This is a genomic window from Xanthomonas sp. SI (assembly GCF_014236855.1).
Lineage (GTDB): Bacteria > Pseudomonadota > Gammaproteobacteria > Xanthomonadales > Xanthomonadaceae > Xanthomonas_A.
Map to the genome: position 1 here is coordinate 3,172,859 of NZ_CP051261.1, position 17,229 is coordinate 3,190,087.

General features: G+C 69.8%; 11 protein-coding genes. 6 read left to right on the plus strand and 5 right to left on the minus strand.

All coding sequences use genetic code 11. The annotated features are described in order from the left end of the window. Positions 1–14: 14 nt before the first annotated feature. From HEP75_RS13265 to HEP75_RS13290, 6 genes are all read left to right on the plus strand, one after another. Positions 15–2,150 (plus strand): FUSC family protein, encoded by a 2,136-nt coding sequence (locus HEP75_RS13265; protein WP_185823841.1) that lies wholly within the window; start codon positions 15–17, stop codon positions 2,148–2,150. Positions 2,151–2,180: 30 nt separating this feature from the next. Continuing rightward, positions 2,181–3,452, plus strand: a complete 1,272-nt coding sequence (kynU, locus tag HEP75_RS13270; RefSeq protein WP_185823038.1) for a kynureninase — start codon at positions 2,181–2,183, stop codon at positions 3,450–3,452. A 34-nt stretch (positions 3,453–3,486) separates the two neighbouring features. Continuing rightward, complete coding sequence (locus HEP75_RS13275; RefSeq protein ID WP_185823842.1) at positions 3,487–4,866, plus strand: NAD(P)/FAD-dependent oxidoreductase; 1,380 nt, start codon at positions 3,487–3,489, stop codon at positions 4,864–4,866. A 161-nt stretch (positions 4,867–5,027) separates the two neighbouring features. Continuing rightward, positions 5,028–6,467, plus strand: coding sequence for an exodeoxyribonuclease I (gene sbcB, locus HEP75_RS13280; RefSeq protein WP_185823843.1), 1,440 nt, complete (start codon positions 5,028–5,030; stop codon positions 6,465–6,467). Continuing rightward, positions 6,464–7,150 (plus strand): DUF2461 domain-containing protein, encoded by a 687-nt coding sequence (locus tag HEP75_RS13285; protein ID WP_185823844.1) that lies wholly within the window; start codon positions 6,464–6,466, stop codon positions 7,148–7,150. The genes sbcB and HEP75_RS13285 overlap by 4 nt, the downstream gene beginning before the upstream one ends. 110 nt (positions 7,151–7,260) lie before the next feature. Then, positions 7,261–7,797 (plus strand): DUF2939 domain-containing protein, encoded by a 537-nt coding sequence (locus tag HEP75_RS13290; protein WP_185823845.1) that lies wholly within the window; start codon positions 7,261–7,263, stop codon positions 7,795–7,797. 509 nt (positions 7,798–8,306) lie between these two features. Here HEP75_RS13290 and HEP75_RS13295 read toward each other — a convergent pair. The 5 genes from HEP75_RS13295 to HEP75_RS13315 all read right to left on the minus strand — a co-directional run bounded on the left by HEP75_RS13295 (position 8,307) and on the right by HEP75_RS13315 (position 17,045). Beyond that, complete coding sequence (locus HEP75_RS13295) at positions 8,307–9,119, minus strand: transferase (protein WP_185823846.1); 813 nt, start codon at positions 9,117–9,119, stop codon at positions 8,307–8,309. Continuing rightward, complete coding sequence (locus HEP75_RS13300; RefSeq protein WP_185816214.1) at positions 9,116–10,081, minus strand: 5'-nucleotidase; 966 nt, start codon at positions 10,079–10,081, stop codon at positions 9,116–9,118. The genes HEP75_RS13295 and HEP75_RS13300 overlap by 4 nt, the downstream gene beginning before the upstream one ends. A gap of 134 nt (positions 10,082–10,215) precedes the next feature. After that, positions 10,216–10,986, minus strand: coding sequence for an NAD kinase (locus tag HEP75_RS13305; protein WP_185816567.1), 771 nt, complete (start codon positions 10,984–10,986; stop codon positions 10,216–10,218). A 73-nt stretch (positions 10,987–11,059) separates the two neighbouring features. Further along, positions 11,060–11,683, minus strand: a complete 624-nt coding sequence (locus HEP75_RS13310) for a hypothetical protein (protein WP_185823847.1) — start codon at positions 11,681–11,683, stop codon at positions 11,060–11,062. A 253-nt stretch (positions 11,684–11,936) separates the two neighbouring features. After that, on the minus strand, positions 11,937–17,045 hold the full coding sequence (locus HEP75_RS13315) for an NAD-glutamate dehydrogenase domain-containing protein (protein ID WP_185823848.1): 5,109 nt from the start codon (positions 17,043–17,045) through the stop codon (positions 11,937–11,939). Between the last annotated feature and the right edge of the window lie 184 nt (positions 17,046–17,229).

Genomic DNA, 17,229 nt, shown 5'->3' on the forward strand with positions numbered 1-17,229 from the left:
CGCGCCGGGCTGCGATGCTGCATAGCCTGATCGCGCTGAAGCCGCGCGACGTCCCGCTGCGCGTCGCCCTGCGCAACACCTTCGCGGTGGTCGCCCCGCTCGCCGTGGGCGTGGCCGGCGGCCATGCCGAACTCGGCCTGGCGATGGCCACCGGCGCGCTGAACACCATGTTCTCCGACCAGCCCGGGCCGTACCGGGCGCGCATGCAGCGCATGCTGATGGCCGCGCTGGCCGCCGGCGGCGCGGCGCTGCTGGGCATGCTGATCGGCGCGCATACCCCGGCGCTGGCGCTGGCGGCGTTGCTGCTGGGCCTGGGCGGCGGCCTGCTGGTGGCGCTGGGTCCGGTCGCGGCGCGGGTCGGGCTGACCAGCATGATCCTGCTGGTGGTCAGCGCCGACGTGCGCCTGCCGGCGGCGCAGAGCGTCGGCGTGGCCGCGCTGATCTTCGCCGGCGGCGTGCTGCAGATGCTGATGGCGCTGGCCGCCTGGCCGCTGCAGCGCTACCGCCCGGAGCGGTTCGCGCTGGCCGAACTGATGCGGCAGCTGGCTGGCATCGCCCGCCAGCGGCCGAGCGCGACGTTGGCGCCGCCAGCCACCGAGGCGGTGCTGGAGGCGATGGTGATGCTGCACGGCGAGCACCGTTCGCGCGGGCTGGCGGTGCAGTCGTTCCGGATCATCGCCGAGCTGTGCGAACGCGCGCGGCTGGAACTGCTGACCCTGACCGACCTGCACGGGCGCCTGGACGAAGCCGCCGGCGCGCGGTTGCCGATCGAGCGCGTCCTGGAACGCAGCGCGGTGGTGCTGGACCAGCTCGCCTACGCGCTGGACAACGCCGAAGATCCGGCCGCGGCGGAGGCATCGATGACCGGCTTCGACGATCTGGCCGAGGTGCTGGCGCAGGCCCAGGCGCAAGCGCAGGACACCCGCGAACGGCGCCTGCTGCGCATCGCCGCGGCTCGCGCGCAGGGCCTGGGCGGGCAGCTGCGCGCGCTGGTGCGCAACGGCCACTGGGCCAGCAGCCGCGGCGAGATCCAGGCCGAACTGGCCGAAGCAAGATTGCCGGCGGCACTGCGCCCGCTGGCACCGCTGCAGACCCTGCGCGCCAACCTCGGCTTCTCCTCGGTCGCGTTCCGGCACGCCTTGCGCTGCGGCGTGTGCCTGAGCCTGGCGGTGCTGTTCGAGCGCTGGCAGGCGATCCCGCACGGCTACTGGATCCCGATGACCACCGCGATCGTGCTCAAGCCGGATTTCGGCGGCACCCTCAGCTTCGGCGCGCTGCGCGTGGCCGGCACCTTCGCCGGACTGGTGCTGGCCACCGTACTGGCCCACTTCACGATGGATGGCGTGGTGGTGCGGCTGCTGTTGCTGACCGTGTTCTGCCTGGGCTTCCGCCTGCTGACCCAGGTCAACTACGGCCTCGGCGTGGCCTCGCTGACCGGCATGCTGGTGTTGCTGCTGTCGTTCGAGGGCATGGCCCCGGGCGAGGCGATCGGCGAACGCATCCAGGCCACCGTGCTCGGCAGCGCGCTGGCGCTGGTCGCCTACGCGCTGTGGCCGACCTGGGAGCGGCGGCATATCCGCGCCACCCTGGCGCAGCTGTTGCTCGCGTATCGCGACCACCTCGCCGCACTGCTCGAAGGCCGCCTGCAGGCGCTGCCGGAGACCCGCGCCGCGTCGCGCACCGCGCGCACCAACGTGCAGGCCTCGATCGAGCGCCTGCGCGGCGAGCCGCGGCGCAAGCGCAACCTGCGCGAACTGAAGCTTGCCGAATCGGTGCTGGCCAACGGCAACCGCCTGATTCGCGCCTCGCTGGCGCTGGAAGCGGTGCTGCGCGACAGCCCATCGCTGCCGCCGCTGCCGGAGCTGGAACAGTTCCGGGGCCAGGCGCATGCGGCGCTGACGCAACTGGCCGACAGCCTGCGCAGCGGCACCCCGCCGCCGCAGGCGACCTTGCGCAACGACGAACGACGCCTGGCCGAGGCGCTGGCCGCGCATCTGCAGGAGGCCAACGACGGCTCGGCGCTGGCCGCGCTGGCCGACACCGGCGACCGCGTCGCCGACAGCGTCGGCACCCTCACCCACCTGTTGCGCAGCGCCATGCTGCCGGCCACCGCCACGGTCGCCGACGAAGCGCTGCGCCGCGACCGGTAGACTGTGCCCTCGTCCTGTCACCCACTGCCGATGAACGAGATCCTGACCCGCAACCACGCCACCGCGCTCGACGCCGCCGACCCGCTGCGCGAGTTGCGCCGCGAATTCCTGTTCCCGCAGCACCAGGGCGCCGACCAGGCCTACTTCGTCGGCAATTCGCTCGGCCTGCAGCCGCGCGGCGCGCGCGCCGCGGTGCAGGAGGTGCTGGACAAATGGTCGACGCTGGCGGTGGAAGGCCACTTCACCGGCGACACGCAGTGGATGACCTACCACGAGCTGCTGGCCGCGCCGCTGGCGCAGCTGGTCGGCGCGCTGCCGCACGAAGTGGTGGCGATGAACACGCTGACGGTGAACCTGCACCTGCTGATGGTCAGCTTCTACCGCCCCACCCGCGAGCGCCCGGCGATCCTGATCGAGGCCGGCGCGTTCCCCTCCGACCAGCATGCGCTGGCCTCGCAGATCCGCTTCCATGGCTTCGATCCGGCCACCGAGCTGATCGAAGTGCAGCCCGACGGCGCCGACGGCACCGTGTCGCTGGCCGCGATCGAGCGCGCCATTGGCGAACACGGCCCGCGCCTGGCGCTGGTGCTGTGGCCGGGCGTGCAGTACCGCACCGGGCAGGCCTTCGACCTGGACGCGGTGGCGCGGCTGGCGCGCGCGGCCGGCGCCGCGGTCGGTTTCGATCTGGCGCATGCGGTCGGCAACATCCCGTTGACCCTGCACGACACCGCGCCCGATTTCGCGGTGTGGTGCCACTACAAGTACCTCAATGCCGGCCCCGGCGCGGTCGCCGGCGCCTTCGTGCACGAGCGCCACGGCCACGGCGATACGCCGCGCTTCGCCGGCTGGTGGGGCCACGACAAGCGCACCCGCTTCCAGATGCGCCCGGAGTTCGTCGCCGCGCCCGGCGCCGACGGCTGGCAGCTGAGCAATCCGCCGATCCTGAGCATGGCGCCGCTGCGCGCCTCGCTGCAGCTGTTCGAACGCGCCGGGCTGCCGGCGCTGCGGCGCAAGTCGCTGCAGCTCACCGGCTATCTGGAAACGCTGATCCGCGCGCGCCTGGCCGAGACCCTGCAGATCGTCACCCCGGCCGACCCGGCGCAGCGCGGCTGCCAGCTGTCGCTGCGCGTGATCGGCGGGCGCGAACGCGGCCGTGCGCTGTTCGAGTACCTGCAATCGGTCGGCGTGCTCGGCGACTGGCGCGAGCCGGACGTGATCCGGATCAGCCCGGTACCGCTGTACACCCGCTATCGCGATGTCTACCGCTTCGTCGAGGAAGCGGAAACCTGGGCCGGCGTCTGAGCCGCCCCCTCCTGCGCGGCCGCGGCCGCGCGTCATGCCGGACTTTTCCTTGAGCGCCTCCCCCCGCAGCATCACCCTGATCGGCGCCGGCCTGGCCGGTTCCCTGCTCGCCATCCTGCTCTCGCGCCAGGGCTGGCGCGTCACCGTGTACGAACGCCGCGGCGATCCGCGCATCCAGGACTACGAGCGCGGCCGCTCGATCAACCTGGCGCTGGCCGAGCGCGGCCTGCATGCGCTGCGCCAGGCCGGCGCCGATGCCGCGGTGATGGCCAAGGCGGTGATGATGCGCGGGCGCATGGTGCATTTCGCCGATGGCCGCCAGCAGCTGCAGCGCTACGGCCGCGACGACAGCGAAGTGATCTGGTCGGTGCACCGCAACGACCTCAACATCACCCTGCTGCAGCTGGCCGAACAGGCCGGCGCGCAGATCCACTTCTACCGGCGCCTGCACACGGTGGACTTCGACGCCGGCTACGCGCGCTTCATCGACGACCGCGACGACCAGCCGCACGACATCCGCTTCCGCAGCATGATCGGCGCCGACGGCGCCGGCTCGGCGCTGCGCGCGGCGATGCAGCGCAAGTCGCCGATGGCCGAGCACACCGAGTTCCTGGACCATTCGTACAAGGAACTGGAGATTCCGCCCAACGCCGACGGCAGCTTCCGCATCGAGGCCAACGCGCTGCACATCTGGCCGCGCGGGCACTACATGTGCATCGCCCTGCCCAACGACGAAGGCACCTTCACCGTCACCCTGTTCCTGCCGAACGAAGGCGAGCCCAGTTTCGCCACCACCCGCAGCGGCGATGAAGCCCTGGCGTTGTTCCAACGCGACTTCGCCGATGCGCTGCCGCTGATGCCGCAACTGGCCGAACATTGGGAACAGCACCCGCCGGGCCTGCTCGGCACGCTGCGCCTGGAACGCTGGCACCTGGACGGGCGCGCGGTGCTGCTCGGCGATGCCGCGCATGCGATGGTGCCGTTCCACGGCCAGGGCATGAACTGCGCGTTCGAGGATTGCGTGGCCCTGGCCGCGCACCTGCAGCGCGAGCCGGACCTGGGCCGCGCCTACGCCGCGTTCGAGGCCGAGCGCAAACCCAATGCCAGCGCGATCCAGCAGATGGCGCTGGAGAACTACATCGAGATGCGCGACCGCGTCGGCGATGCCGGCTTCCTGCTGCAGCGCGAGCTGGAGCAGGCGCTGCAGGAGCGCCACCCGACCCGCTTCGTGCCGCACTACACCATGGTCACCTTCCTGCGCACGCCGTATGCGTTGGCGTTGGAGCGCAGCGAGATCCAGCGCCAGATCCTGGTGCAGGCCACGCAGGGCCACAGCGACCTGTCGCGGATCGACTGGGCCTGGCTGGAACGCACGGTGCACGAACGCCTGACGCCGCTGGACGGCGCGCATTGAGGCGATCTGCCTTACCCTGTAGGAGCGGCTTCAGCCGCGACCGGCATTACCGATAAAGCCTGTCGCGGTTAAAACCGCTCCTACACAAGCCGGCCCATGCGTAACGCAAGCGGCGACGCAGCCGCGGCCGATGCTCTGCCACCACACACCGCCAATCTCCCATGCCCGACAGCTTTCTCTTCTACGACCTGGAAACCTTCGGTGCCGATCCGCGGCGCACGCGCATCGCCCAGTTCGCGGCGGTGCGTACCGATGCGGCGCTGAACGTGGTCGAGGAGCCGGTAAGCTTCTTCGTGCAGCCGGCCGACGACCTGCTGCCTTCGCCGATCGCCACGTTGATCACCGGCATCACCCCGCAGCAGGCGCTGCGCGACGGGGTCAACGAGGCCGATGCGTTCGCGCGCATCGCCGAGCAGATGGCGCGGCCGCAGACCTGCACGCTGGGCTACAACTCGCTGCGCTTCGACGACGAGTTCGTGCGCCACGGCCTGTTCCGCAATTTCCACGATCCGTACGAGCGCGAGTGGCGCGGCGGCAATTCGCGCTGGGACCTGCTGGACATGCTGCGGCTGATGCACGCGCTGCGCCCGGACGGCGTGGTCTGGCCGCAGCGCGACGACGGCGCCACCTCGTTCAAGCTGGAGCAGCTGGCGCTGGCCAACGGCGTGCGCGACGGCGACGCGCACGAGGCGCTGTCCGACGTCTACGCCACCATCGGCATGGCGCGGCTGTTCCGCGAGCGGCAGCCGCGGCTGTGGGACTACGCGCTGAAACTGCGCGACAAGCGCTTCTGCGGCGGCCTGCTCGACGTGGTGGCGATGCAGCCGGTGCTGCACGTGTCGATGCGCTATCCGGCCGCACGCCTGTGCGCGGCGCCGGTGCTGCCGCTGGCGCGGCATCCGCGGATCGACAGCCGGGTGCTGGTGTTCGACCTGGAAGGCGATGTCGAGCCGCTGCTGCGCTACACCCCGGAGCAGATCGCCGACCGCCTGTACACGCCGCAGGCCGACCTGCCCGAGGGCGAGCAGCGCATTCCGTTGAAGGAAGTGCATCTGAACAAGGCGCCGGCGCTGGTCGCCTGGTCGCATCTGCGCGATCCGGATTTCGCCCGCCTGCAGCTCGACCCGGCGCAGATCCTGGCCAAGGCCGCGCGCCTGCGCGAGGCCGGGCCGGAGTTGGCCGAAAAGGTTCGCCGCGTGTTCGGCAACGAGCGCGCATCGGCCCCGGCCGACGTGGACGCCTCGCTGTACGACGGCTTCCTGGCCGACACCGACAAGCGCGCGATGGCGCAGGTGCGCGCGACCCCGCCGGCACAGCTGGCGCCGCTGGAAGCCGGCTTCCGCGATCCGCGCCTGCCCGAACTGCTGTTCCGCTACCGCGCGCGCAACTGGCCGCAGACGCTGTCCATCGCCGAACAGAGCCGCTGGGACGACTACCGGCGCCAGCGCCTGCACGGCGACAGCGGCCTGGCGGAACTGGGCTTCGACGGCTACTACGCGCAGCTCGCCGATTTACGTCTGGCTCACTCCGATGATGCTACCAAGCAAGCCCTGCTCGATCAGCTGGCCGCTTGGGGCCAGGACCTGCAACGCACCCTATGACCCCTTATTTCAGTGACGCCAGCTTCAAGTTCCTGCGTGCCCTGGCGCGGCACAACGACAAGGCCTGGTTCAACGACAACCGGCACAAGTACGAGGAGCACGTGCGCCAGCCGTTCCTGCGCCTGATCACCGACCTGCAGCCGGACCTGGCCGAGGTCAGCGAACATTTCCGCTCCGACCCGCGTGGGGTCGGCGGCTCGCTGTTCCGCATCCATCGCGACGCGCGCTTCTCCCACGACAAGTCGCCGTACAAGACCTGGCAGGGCGCGCGCCTGTTCCACGAGCGGCGCAAACAGGTGCCGGCGCCGTCGTTCTACATCCATCTGCAGCCGGGCGAGAGCTTCGTCGGCGCCGGCCTGTGGCATCCGGAACCGGACACGCAGCGCAAGGTGCGCCAGTTCATCTTCGACAACCCAGGCAGCTGGAAAGCCGCCGCGCACGCACCGAAGCTGCGCCGCCGCTTCGATTTCGAGGCCACGGAAATGCTGGTGCGGCCACCACGCGGCTTCCCCGCCGAGTTCGAGTTCATCGACGACCTCAAGCACAAGAACTGGGTGTTCTGGCGCCAGCTCGACGACGCCACCATGACCGGGCCGAAGCTGCGCTCGCTGGTGGCGGCCGACCTGCAGACGCTGGCCCCGTTTGTGGACTACCTGTGCGCGGCGCTGGATCTGGAATTCTGAGGATGGCCTTGCTTCCTGTAGGAGCGGCTTCAGCCGCGACAGGCATTATCGGTAAAGCCGTCGCGGCTGAAGCCGCTCCTACAAAAGCTTGCTACCCAACGAGGCACACAATGAAAAAATGGCTGGCCTTGCTGTTCCTCGCCCTGGTCGCCCTCGGCGGTTATGTCGTCGCCGGACCCTACCTGGCGATCCGCGGCATCAGCCAGGCGCTGGAACAGCGCGATGCGGCGGCGCTGGAGCGCTACGTCGACTTCCCCACCCTGCGGGTCAACCTGAAGGCGCAGGTCGACGATGCGCTAGTGCGTCGCGCCGGGCCGGACCTGCAGGCCGGCCTGTTCGGCGGCGCGCTGCTGTCGCTGGCCGGCAGCGTCAGCGGCATGGGCGTGGATGCGATGGTCACCCCGGCCGGGATCGGCGCCTTGCTGCAGGGCGATGCGCTGTGGAAGCGCGCCAGCGGCAACACCGTCGGCGGCGACACCTACGCCGCACCGCGTCCACCGCAACCGTTGCGGCAGGCCGAACACCGCTTCGAATCGACCTCGCGCTTCGTCGCCACCATCCACACCGCCGACGGCACCGCGGTGCCCTGCGTCTTCACCCGCGACGGGCTGCGCTGGAAGCTCAGCAACATCCTGCTGCCGTTGTAGGAGCGGCTCTACGTGGCCTCGGGCCATCAGCCGCGACATCGGCGCCGGAAGAAGCATCATCGCGACTGATGACACGAGGCCACCCGGAGTCCCTACAGGAAGCTTGCGACCAACCCGGTGGGTGCAGGCTTTACACCCCACCCACCCACAGATTGCCAAAACCATAGCGGCTTCCAACTCCGCCCGTCGCGACTGAAGTCGCTCCCACAAGACTTGCGGCGGACTGGCTGTGTGCACTGCGGGAGCGACTTCAGTCCCGACTGCTCGATACATCCACCGACAAGTACCGGAGCCAGGAGAGTACCCGCCTCCGCTCATCGCGACTGAAGCCGCTCCCACAAGCACTTGCGGCAAGCCGGCTGGCTGCACTGTGGGAGGGACTTCAGTCCCGACTGCTCGATGCATCCGTCCGACAAAGTACCGAAGCCAAGAGGGGGTATCCCGCCTCCGCTCGTCGCCACTGAACCCACTCCCACAGTGACGGACGGCATGTCGCAGCGACGCGCAGCTCAGCGACGCCAGGCGGTCGTCTCGAGCGCCCGCTGCAGGCGCCGGATCGTCGGCCGCAACTGCCAGCGCGCCGCCCACGGCAGCCGCGCCAGTGCGGCGCGCGCATCCAGCGCCTGCGCATCGCTGGTCCAGGCGAACACCACATGGTTGTCCCCCTCCGGCTCGTCCATGCGCAGCACGCGGCCGTCGAAGATCTTGCGCAGGTGCGCCACGTGCTGGCGGGTGTCGGTGTCGTACAGGTTCACCGCCAGCACGCCGCCGGGCGTCAGCGCGGCATGGCAATCGTCGTAGAAACCGCGCGTGCGCATCGCCGCGGGGATGCCGTCGGCATCGTAGGCGTCGAGCAGCAACAGATCGTAGCGGCCGCGGCGCTGCGGCAACAGGTGCGCGCCGTCGCCGTGCAGCGCCTGGAAGCGTGCGTCGTCGGCCGGGATATGGAACGCGTCGCGCAGCGCCAGCACGTCGGCATCGGCCTCGATCGCCTCGATCCGCGCCTGCGGCAGGTGCCGATAACAGAACTTGGCCTGCGAGCCGCCGCCCAGGCCGACGATGCCGATGCAGCGCGGCTCCGGCCGCAGCAGCAACGCGCCGAGCATGCTGCGGGTATAGCCCACCTCCAGCAGGTGCGGCCACCAGGTGAGCATCCGGCTCTGGGTCACCTCGCCCTTGAACTGCAGGCTGGTGTAGCGCCAGCCGCGCTCCACGTACGGCCGCCCCGGACGCGGCGCCTGCGCACGGTCGGGCCGCAGCAGCTGGCGCAGCGTGGCCCAGCGACCGCCTGCGCCGCGGTTGCCGCCGGAGGCCGCGCTCACGGCTTGGCGATGACGTTGGCCACGCCGTGCGGCACGTGCCCGGCGGCCACCCGCTCGCGTGCGGCGCTGTCGATGTTGTGCTGCGAGTCGTCGAAGAAGATGTCGGCGCCGAACGCCTGCAGGAACGGCCCCTTGTGGCGGCCGCCGAGGAACAGCGCCTCGTCCAGGCGCACGCCCCACTCGCGCAGCGTGCGGATCACCCGCTCGTGCGCCGGCGCCGAACGCGCGGTGACCAGCGCGGTGCGGATCGGCGAGGCCTCGCCGGCCGGGAACGCGGACTGCAAGGCATGCAGCGCGGACAGGAAATTGCGGAACGGACCGCCGGTCAACGGCTCGCGCGCGTTCTCGCGCTCGTAGCGGCCGAACGCTTCCACGCCCTGCTCGCGCGAGAAGCGCTCGCCTTCGTCGCCGAAGATCACCGCGTCGCCGTCGAAGGCGATGCGCAGCTGCGTGGACAACCGCTCCGAATCGATCGCCCCGGCCGCGGCGGCGGCTTCCTGCGCACGCTCGCCCGGCGGCTTGGGCAGGATCGTCGCCGCAGCGATGCCGTGGCTGAGCGCGCGCCGCACCGATTCCGGATTGGCCGACAGGAACAGGTCGGTGCCGAACGGCTTGACGTAGGGCCAGGTGGCCTCGCCGGAGGTGAAGGTGGCACGGACGATGCCCAGCCCGTAGTGCTGGATCGAATTGAAGATGCGCAGCCCGGTGTCGGCGGAATTGCGCGACAGCAGGATCACCTCCACCGGCGGCGTCTCCGGCGGCGTGCCCTGGTTCAGCGCCAGCAGCTTGCGCACCACCGGAAACGCCACGCCCGGCGCCAGCACATCGTCCTCGCGCTCGCGCTGGTACGCGCTGTACGCCTCCACCCCTTCCTTCTCGAACAGGGCATGGCCCTCTTCCAGATCGAACAGGGCACGCGAGGTGATCGCGACGGTTAGCAGGCGGGGGGAGTTGTCGGACATGGGAGCAGGAATTCGGGATTGGGGATTCGGGATTGGCAAAAGCGGCGTACTGGATCGGAACGTAAAAGAGTAAAGCGTCGGTGCGGAAGACCCGCTGTTGCGAATCCCCAATCCCGACTCCCCAATCCCCGCTTTCAAACCATAAATTGCTCGCTCAAGATCCGCTCCTCCAGGTTGTGCTCCGGATCGAACAGCAGGGTGACCAGGCGATCGCGCGATTCGCGGATGGTGACTTCGACCACGTCGCGGGTCTCGTGCGAGTCGGCGGTGACGCTGACCGGGCGCTTGTACGGATCGAGCACGCGCAGGCGCACTTCGGTGTCGGCCTTGAGGATCGCGCCGCGCCAGCGCCGCGGCCGGTACGGGGCGATCGGAGTCAGCGCCAGGGTATGCGAACCCAGCGGCAGGATCGGCCCGTGCGCCGAGGAGTTGTAGGCGGTGCTGCCGGCCGGCGTGGCCACCATCACCCCGTCGCAGATCAGTTCGTCGACCCGGGTCTGGCCGTTGAGGTCGATGCTGACGTGCGCGGCCTGGCGGGTCTGCCGCAGCAGCGACACTTCGTTGTAGGCCAGCGAGCCGGTGGTGGTGCCGGACTCGGTCTGCGCCAGCATCTCCAGCGGCCGCAGCTTGGCCGGCTCGGCCTGCGCCAGGCGTACCACCAGGTCGTCGTCCAGATGCTGGTTCATCAGGAAACCGACCGATCCCAGCTTCATGCCGAACACCGGTTTGCCCAGGCCGCCGTGGCGATGCAGGGTCTGCAGCATGAAGCCGTCGCCGCCGAGCGCGCACAGCACATCGGCGTCGGCCGGCGCATGGTCGCCATAGCGTGCGATCAGCTGATCGCGCGCGGCGAGCGCGGCCGGCGCGGTGCTGGCGAGGAAACAGATGCGGGGAGAAGACGGCAGGACGGGAACGTTCATGCCGCGATCATACCCGGCACGCCGTTACGCGCGCGCGGCCACGCAGGCGCCGCCGGCGTTAGCGTCCGGATGCGTAATCGTCGTAGACGGTGCGCGCAGCCTGTTCCTGCATGTCCTGGCGCACCGACTCCGGCACGACGGCGAGCAGGCGTTCGCGGACCTGCTGTGCCAGCGGCGCGGACTTGATGTCGCCCATGCCCTCGCTCTGCCGCGCATCGGCCAGACACAACCAGTACCAGGCGCGTGCGACATCCCGGCATGATTGCGGGCCAAGGGCCTGGATCCAGGCCAGTTCGGGCTCCCAGCCTGCGCCCTCGCGCCATCCGCGCTCGCCCCATTGCGCCAGCAGCGCGGCATGATCCGGCTCGGTGCCCACGCCCAGAAAACAGCGGCGGCCGTATTCCCGGTAGGCGACGCTGAAGCCATTGCCCAGCCAGGTGCGGGCGTAGACCGCGCGCTTCAATGCGGCCAGCGCCGCGGCCTGCTCGCCGCTGGCGTCCAGGTGCTGGAACCACGCATACGCGGCATCGCCGAACGACGCTTTGGACAGCGCGCGCAGCGGTGCCAGGTTGCCTTGCCGCTGTTCCTGCAGCGCACGCTGCAGCCGCACCTCCAAAGACGGCCGCCGGGCCAGCAGCACCAGCAGCAGCACGACGAACGCGGGAATGAGAAGGTAGATCATGGTCTGTGCCGGCGCGAAGCCGCGGAACGCGAGGCGGACGGCACGCGTGGTAGCGAACAGCCCGGCGCCAGCGCGAACGGCGCCGCAGCCGCAAGCGTGGCCTTCGGCACCATGCGAGGTGCGCCGGCATGGCGGCAGACGCCATGTCCGCTCCGCCGGAAGGGGCATGGCGACAACCGCAGCGACCGGACCACACGGCCCGGCGCTGCCGACCTCCGCACCGGGCCCGCAACGCGGGCCCGCGCACGGAGGATCACACGCCGTGCGCCGCCAGCTGGCCCAGCCGCTGCACCGCCACCGACACCGTCGGGTAGTCCAGCGTCTTCTGCGCCGACAGTTCCTGCAGCATGTTCAAGGTGAAGCGCAGGCTGCTGTCGTCGCGCTGCAACCACTGCTGCACCTTGGCCTCGGCATTGCCGCCCGGCAACGCCAGGGCCTGCCCGGCCAACGCGCTGTGGTGCTTGGCCAGTTCGTCGCGCAGCACGCCGCGAGCCACCGCATGCCAGCGGCCGTTGACCTCCAGCGCGTCGATCTGCTCGAACAGCCACGGCAGCTGCAAGGCCTCGCCGAGGCGGAAATGCACCTTCGATACCTCCACCGGCTTGAGCTTGCGGGTGCGCGCCATCTCGATGATGTCGAACGCCGGCTCCAGGAAGCGCAATTCCGACAGCTGCTGCGCCAGCGCCGGCGGCAGGCCCTTGTCCTGCCATTCCTGCACCAGCGCCTCGTACAGCGGACGCTGCGAATCCGACAGCACGCCGGAGGCGACGCGGATGTCGTTGAACGGCTCGTGGTAGCGGTCCACCGCCGCGGTGATGCCGGGCATCGGGCCGGGACGGAACAGCAGCCAGCGCACGAACGCGCGCTGCAGCTTCCAGATCACTTCCAGCGCGTCGATCTGCACCGACTCGGGCACCTGCCCGTCCAGCGCGTCGATCTGCGTCCACAGCGCACGCGCGTCCAACGTCTCGCGGCTGATCGTGTATGCCTTGGCGACCTCGCCGATGCTGCGACCGGTGTCTTCCTGCATGCGCATCAGGAAGGTCGCGCCCATGCGGTTGATGGTGGTGTTGGTGACCGCGGTGGCGATGATCTCGCGCTTCAGCCGGTGCCGTTCCATCGCATCGGCGTACTTCTTCTGCAGCGGCTGCGGGAAGTAGCGCTGCAGTTCCTTGGACAGGTACGGGTCCTCGGGGATGTCCGATTCCAGCAGCTGCTGGAACGCGACCAGCTTGGAGTAGGACAGCAGCACCGCCAGCTCCGGCCGGGTCAGGCCCTGGCCGCGGGCCTTGCGCGCGGAAATCTCCGCGTCCGACGGCAGGTATTCGATCTGCCGGTCGAGCAGGCCCTGCGCTTCCAGGGTGCGGATGAAGTGCTGCTTGGAGCCCAGGCGCTTGACGCTCATCCGCTCCATCAGGCTCAGCGCCTGGTTCTGGCGGATGTTGTCCCACAGCACCAGCTCGGCGACCTCGTCGGTCATCGACGCCAGCAGCGTGTTGCGCGCGGCCACGGTCAGCTTCTTGGCCTGCACCACGTCGTTGAGCAGGATCTTGATGTTGACCTCGTGGTCGGAGGTGTCCACGCCGGCCGAGTTGTCGATGAAGTCGGTGTTGAGCAGCACCCCGACCTGCGCGGCCTCGATGCGGCCGAGCTGGGTCAGGCCCAGGTTGCCGCCTTCGCCGACGATCCTGCAGCGCAACTCGCCGCCGTTGACCCGCAGGCCGTTGTTGGCGCGGTCGCCGACGTCGCCATGGGTCTCGCTGGCGGCCTTGACGTAGGTGCCGATGCCGCCGTTCCAGAACAGGTCGACCGGCGCCTTGAGGATGGCGTTCATCAGTTCGTTGGGCGAGAGCTGCTTGACGCCCGTCTCCAGGCCCAGCGCCTCGCGCACCGGCGCGCTGATCTCGATCGATTTCAGCGTGCGCGGATAGAGGCCGCCGCCGGCGCTGATCAGCTTGGCGTCGTAGTCGGCCCAGCTGGAGCGCGGCAGCTTGAACAGGCGTTCGCGCTCGGCGAACGAGGCAGCCGGATCCGGGGTCGGATCCAGGAAGATGTGGCGGTGGTCGAACGCGGCCAGCAGGCGGATGTGCCGCGACAGCAGCATGCCGTTGCCGAACACGTCGCCGGACATGTCGCCGATGCCGACCACGCTGAAGTCTTCGCTCTGGCAATCGCGGCCCAGCGCGCGGAAGTGGCGCTTGACCGACTCCCAGGCGCCGCGCGCGGTGATGCCCATGCCCTTGTGGTCGTAGCCGACCGAGCCGCCGGAGGCGAACGCGTCGCCGAGCCAGAAGCCGTGGTCGATCGCCAGCCCGTTGGCGATGTCGGAGAACGTGGCGGTGCCCTTGTCGGCGGCGACCACCAGGTACGGATCGTCCTGGTCGTGGCGCACCACCTGCGGCGGCGCCACGATCTTGCCGCCGACGATGTTGTCGGTGATGTCGAGCAGGCCCTGGATGAACAGCTTGTAGCAGGCGATGCCTTCGGCCAGCACCGCGTCGCGGTCGCCGCCGACCGGCGAGCGCTTGCAGAAGAAGCCGCCCTTGGCGCCGACCGGCACGATCACCGTGTTCTTGACCATCTGCGCCTTGACCAGGCCCAGCACCTCGGTGCGGAAATCCTCGCGCCGGTCCGACCAGCGCAGGCCGCCGCGCGCCACCGCGCCGAAGCGCAGGTGCACGCCTTCCACGCGCGGGCCGTACACGAAGATCTCGCGGTACGGACGCGGCTTGGGCAGCTCCGGCACCTTGGCCGAATCGAGCTTGAAGCTGATGCAATGGCCCAGGCCGCCATCCTTGCCGGTCTGGTAGTAGCTGGTGCGCAGGGTCGCTTCGATCACGCCCTTGAAACTGCGCAGGATGCGGTCCTCGTCGAGGCTGGCGACCTGGTCGAACAGCTTCAGCAGCGCGGCATTGGCCGCGTCCAGCTGCGCGGCGCGATCGCCGCGGCGCGCGTCGATCACCGGCTGCAGCGCCTTCAGCGCGCCTTCGTCGCCGCCTGCCAGCAGGGTCAGCTGCGCCGCCAGCACGGCCTGGCCGTCGGCGATCTGCGCCTTGCTCTCGCTGCCGGTGGCCGGATCGAAGCGCGCCTCGAACAGTTCCACCAGCAGCCGTGCCAGCAGCGGATAACGCGTGCAGGTCTCTTCGACGTAGGCCTGCGAGAACGGCACGCCGGTCTGCAGCAGGTACTTGCAGTAGCCGCGCAGGATCGCCACCTGGCGCCAGCCAAGGCCGGCGCCGACGATCAGGCGGTTGAAGCCGTCGTTCTCGGCATCGCCGCGCCAGATGCGCACGAACGCCTCGCACAGCGGCGCGTCGGCGCGCTCGACGTCGATGCTGCCGGCCAGCGGCTCCACTTCGAAGTCCTGGATGTACAGCAGCGTGCCGTCCACGGTGAGCCGGTACGGGCGTTCGGAAATCACCCGCAGGCCCAGGTTTTCCATCATCGGCAGCACGTCCGACAGCGGCAGGTCGTCGCGCTGGCGGTACAGCTTCAGGCGCAGGCTGTCGGCGCCATCGCGGCGCAGCGCTTGCAGGCTCAGGTGCAGATCGTCGGGACCGCGCAGCGCGGCCAGGCGTTCGACGTCGCGCGCGGCGATCTGCGCGGTCGATTCCTCGATGTAGCCGGCCGGCAGCGCGCGGCCGTAGTTGGCGGCCAGGCGCAGGCCGTCGCGCTCGCCGCGGCTGGCGACCAGCGCCTCGCGCAGGTCGTCCTGCCAGTTGCGCAGCAGGTGCGCCAGGCGCGATTCCAGCTCGGTGGTATCGAATTCCAGCGCTTCGCCGGGCTTGGGCCGCACGATCAGGTGCAGCTGCGCCAGCGGCGATTCGCCCAGCACCACGCTGGAGTCGATGTATTCGCCGTGCAGCGCGTCCTTCAGCAAGGCCTCGATGCGCAGGCGCACATCGGTGTTGAAGCGCTCGCGCGGGATGTAGACCAAGGCGGAGATGAAGCGGCCGTACTTGTCGCGGCGCAGGAACAGGCGGCTGCGCACCCGCTCCTGCAGGCCGAGGATGCCCATGGCGGTGCGGTACAGCTCTTCCTCGTTGGACTGGAACAGTTCCTCGCGCGGCAGCGTCTCCAGGATGTGGCGCAGCGCCTTGCCGCTGTGGCTGCTCGGGGTCAGCCCGGACTTGCGCATCACGTAGTCGTGGCGCTCGCGCACCAGCGGGATCTCCCACGGGCGGCGGTTGTAGGCGCTGGAGGTGAACAGGCCGAGGAAACGCTGCTCGGCGACGATGCGGCCCTTGGCGTCGAATTCCAGCACGCCGATGTAGTCCATGTAGCCGCTGCGGTGCACCCGCGAGCGCGCATTGGTCTTGGTCAGGATCAGCGCTTCCTTGATCCCCGATTCGCTGAGGCCGTGCGCGGCCAGCGTGCGCACCGGCCGCGACGGCGACTTGTCGTGGCCGCGCAGCAGGCCCAGGCCGCTGTCCTCCAGCGGCGCCAGCACGTCTTCGCCGCCCTGCTTCTCGACCCGGTATTCGCGGTAGCCGAAGAAGGTGAAATGGTCGGCCGCGGCCCAGCGCAGGAACTCCTGCGCTTCGCGCCGGCCCTTGTCGTCCACCGGCAGGCGCCGCGTGGTCAGGTCGTCGGCCAGGGTCAGCATCTTTTCGCGCATGCCGCTCCAGTCGCGCACGATGTTGCGCACTTCGCCGAGAATGCGCTGGATCGCCGCATCCACCCGCGGCATGTCTTCCGGCGGCTGCCGGTCGATCTCCAGCAGCATCAGCGATTCCGGCTTGCCCTCGCCGACCGTCTCCAGCTTGCCGCTCTTGTCGCGGCTCATGCGCAGCACCGGATGGCCGAGCACGTGCACGCCGATGCCCAACTCCGACAGCGCCATGCTCACCGAATCCACCAGGAACGGCATGTCGTCGTTGACGATCTGCAGCACCGTGCGCGAGGACTCCCAGCCGTCTTCCTTCAGGCTCGGATTGAACACCCGCACGTTGAACGTGCCCGGCTTGCGCTTGCGCGCGAACTCCAGCATCGACGCCGCCAGCGCCGCCCATTCCTGCGCGCTGTGGTGGGGGAACTCGTCCTCCTCCATGCGCTTGTAGAACTCCTCGGCGAAGGCCTGCGCCTCGGCCTGGCGGCCGCCCGGGTAGCGCTGGCGCAGGGCCGCGTACACCGGCTCCAGGCTGAAGCCGCCGCCGGCGGTGGCCGGCACCGCGTCGATCACCCGCGAATTGGCGGTGGCGCGCGCCGCGCCGCGCTTGCTCGCGACCGGGGCGGCCTTGGCCTGCTTGGCGGACGGCTTGGCCGATGCCTTGGACGAGGAGGAAGCGGGCTTGGACGCGGACTTGCTGGAGGATCCGGCCGAGGACGTGCTGGAACGGGAAGCGTCTGATTTGGGTTTCATGACGGGGAGCAACAACGATGCTCGTTGGGAAAGCCAGAATTGTACCGGTGGCGCGTTCAACTACCTTGCTGCATGGCGCAAACCGGGCCGGGGAACGAAACGACACGCCATATCGGGCAAAGTCGCGCGCACCGCCGTCACGCTGTCCTAACTTCGTACGGCGGAGCGTCGCCGATGCCGCGGA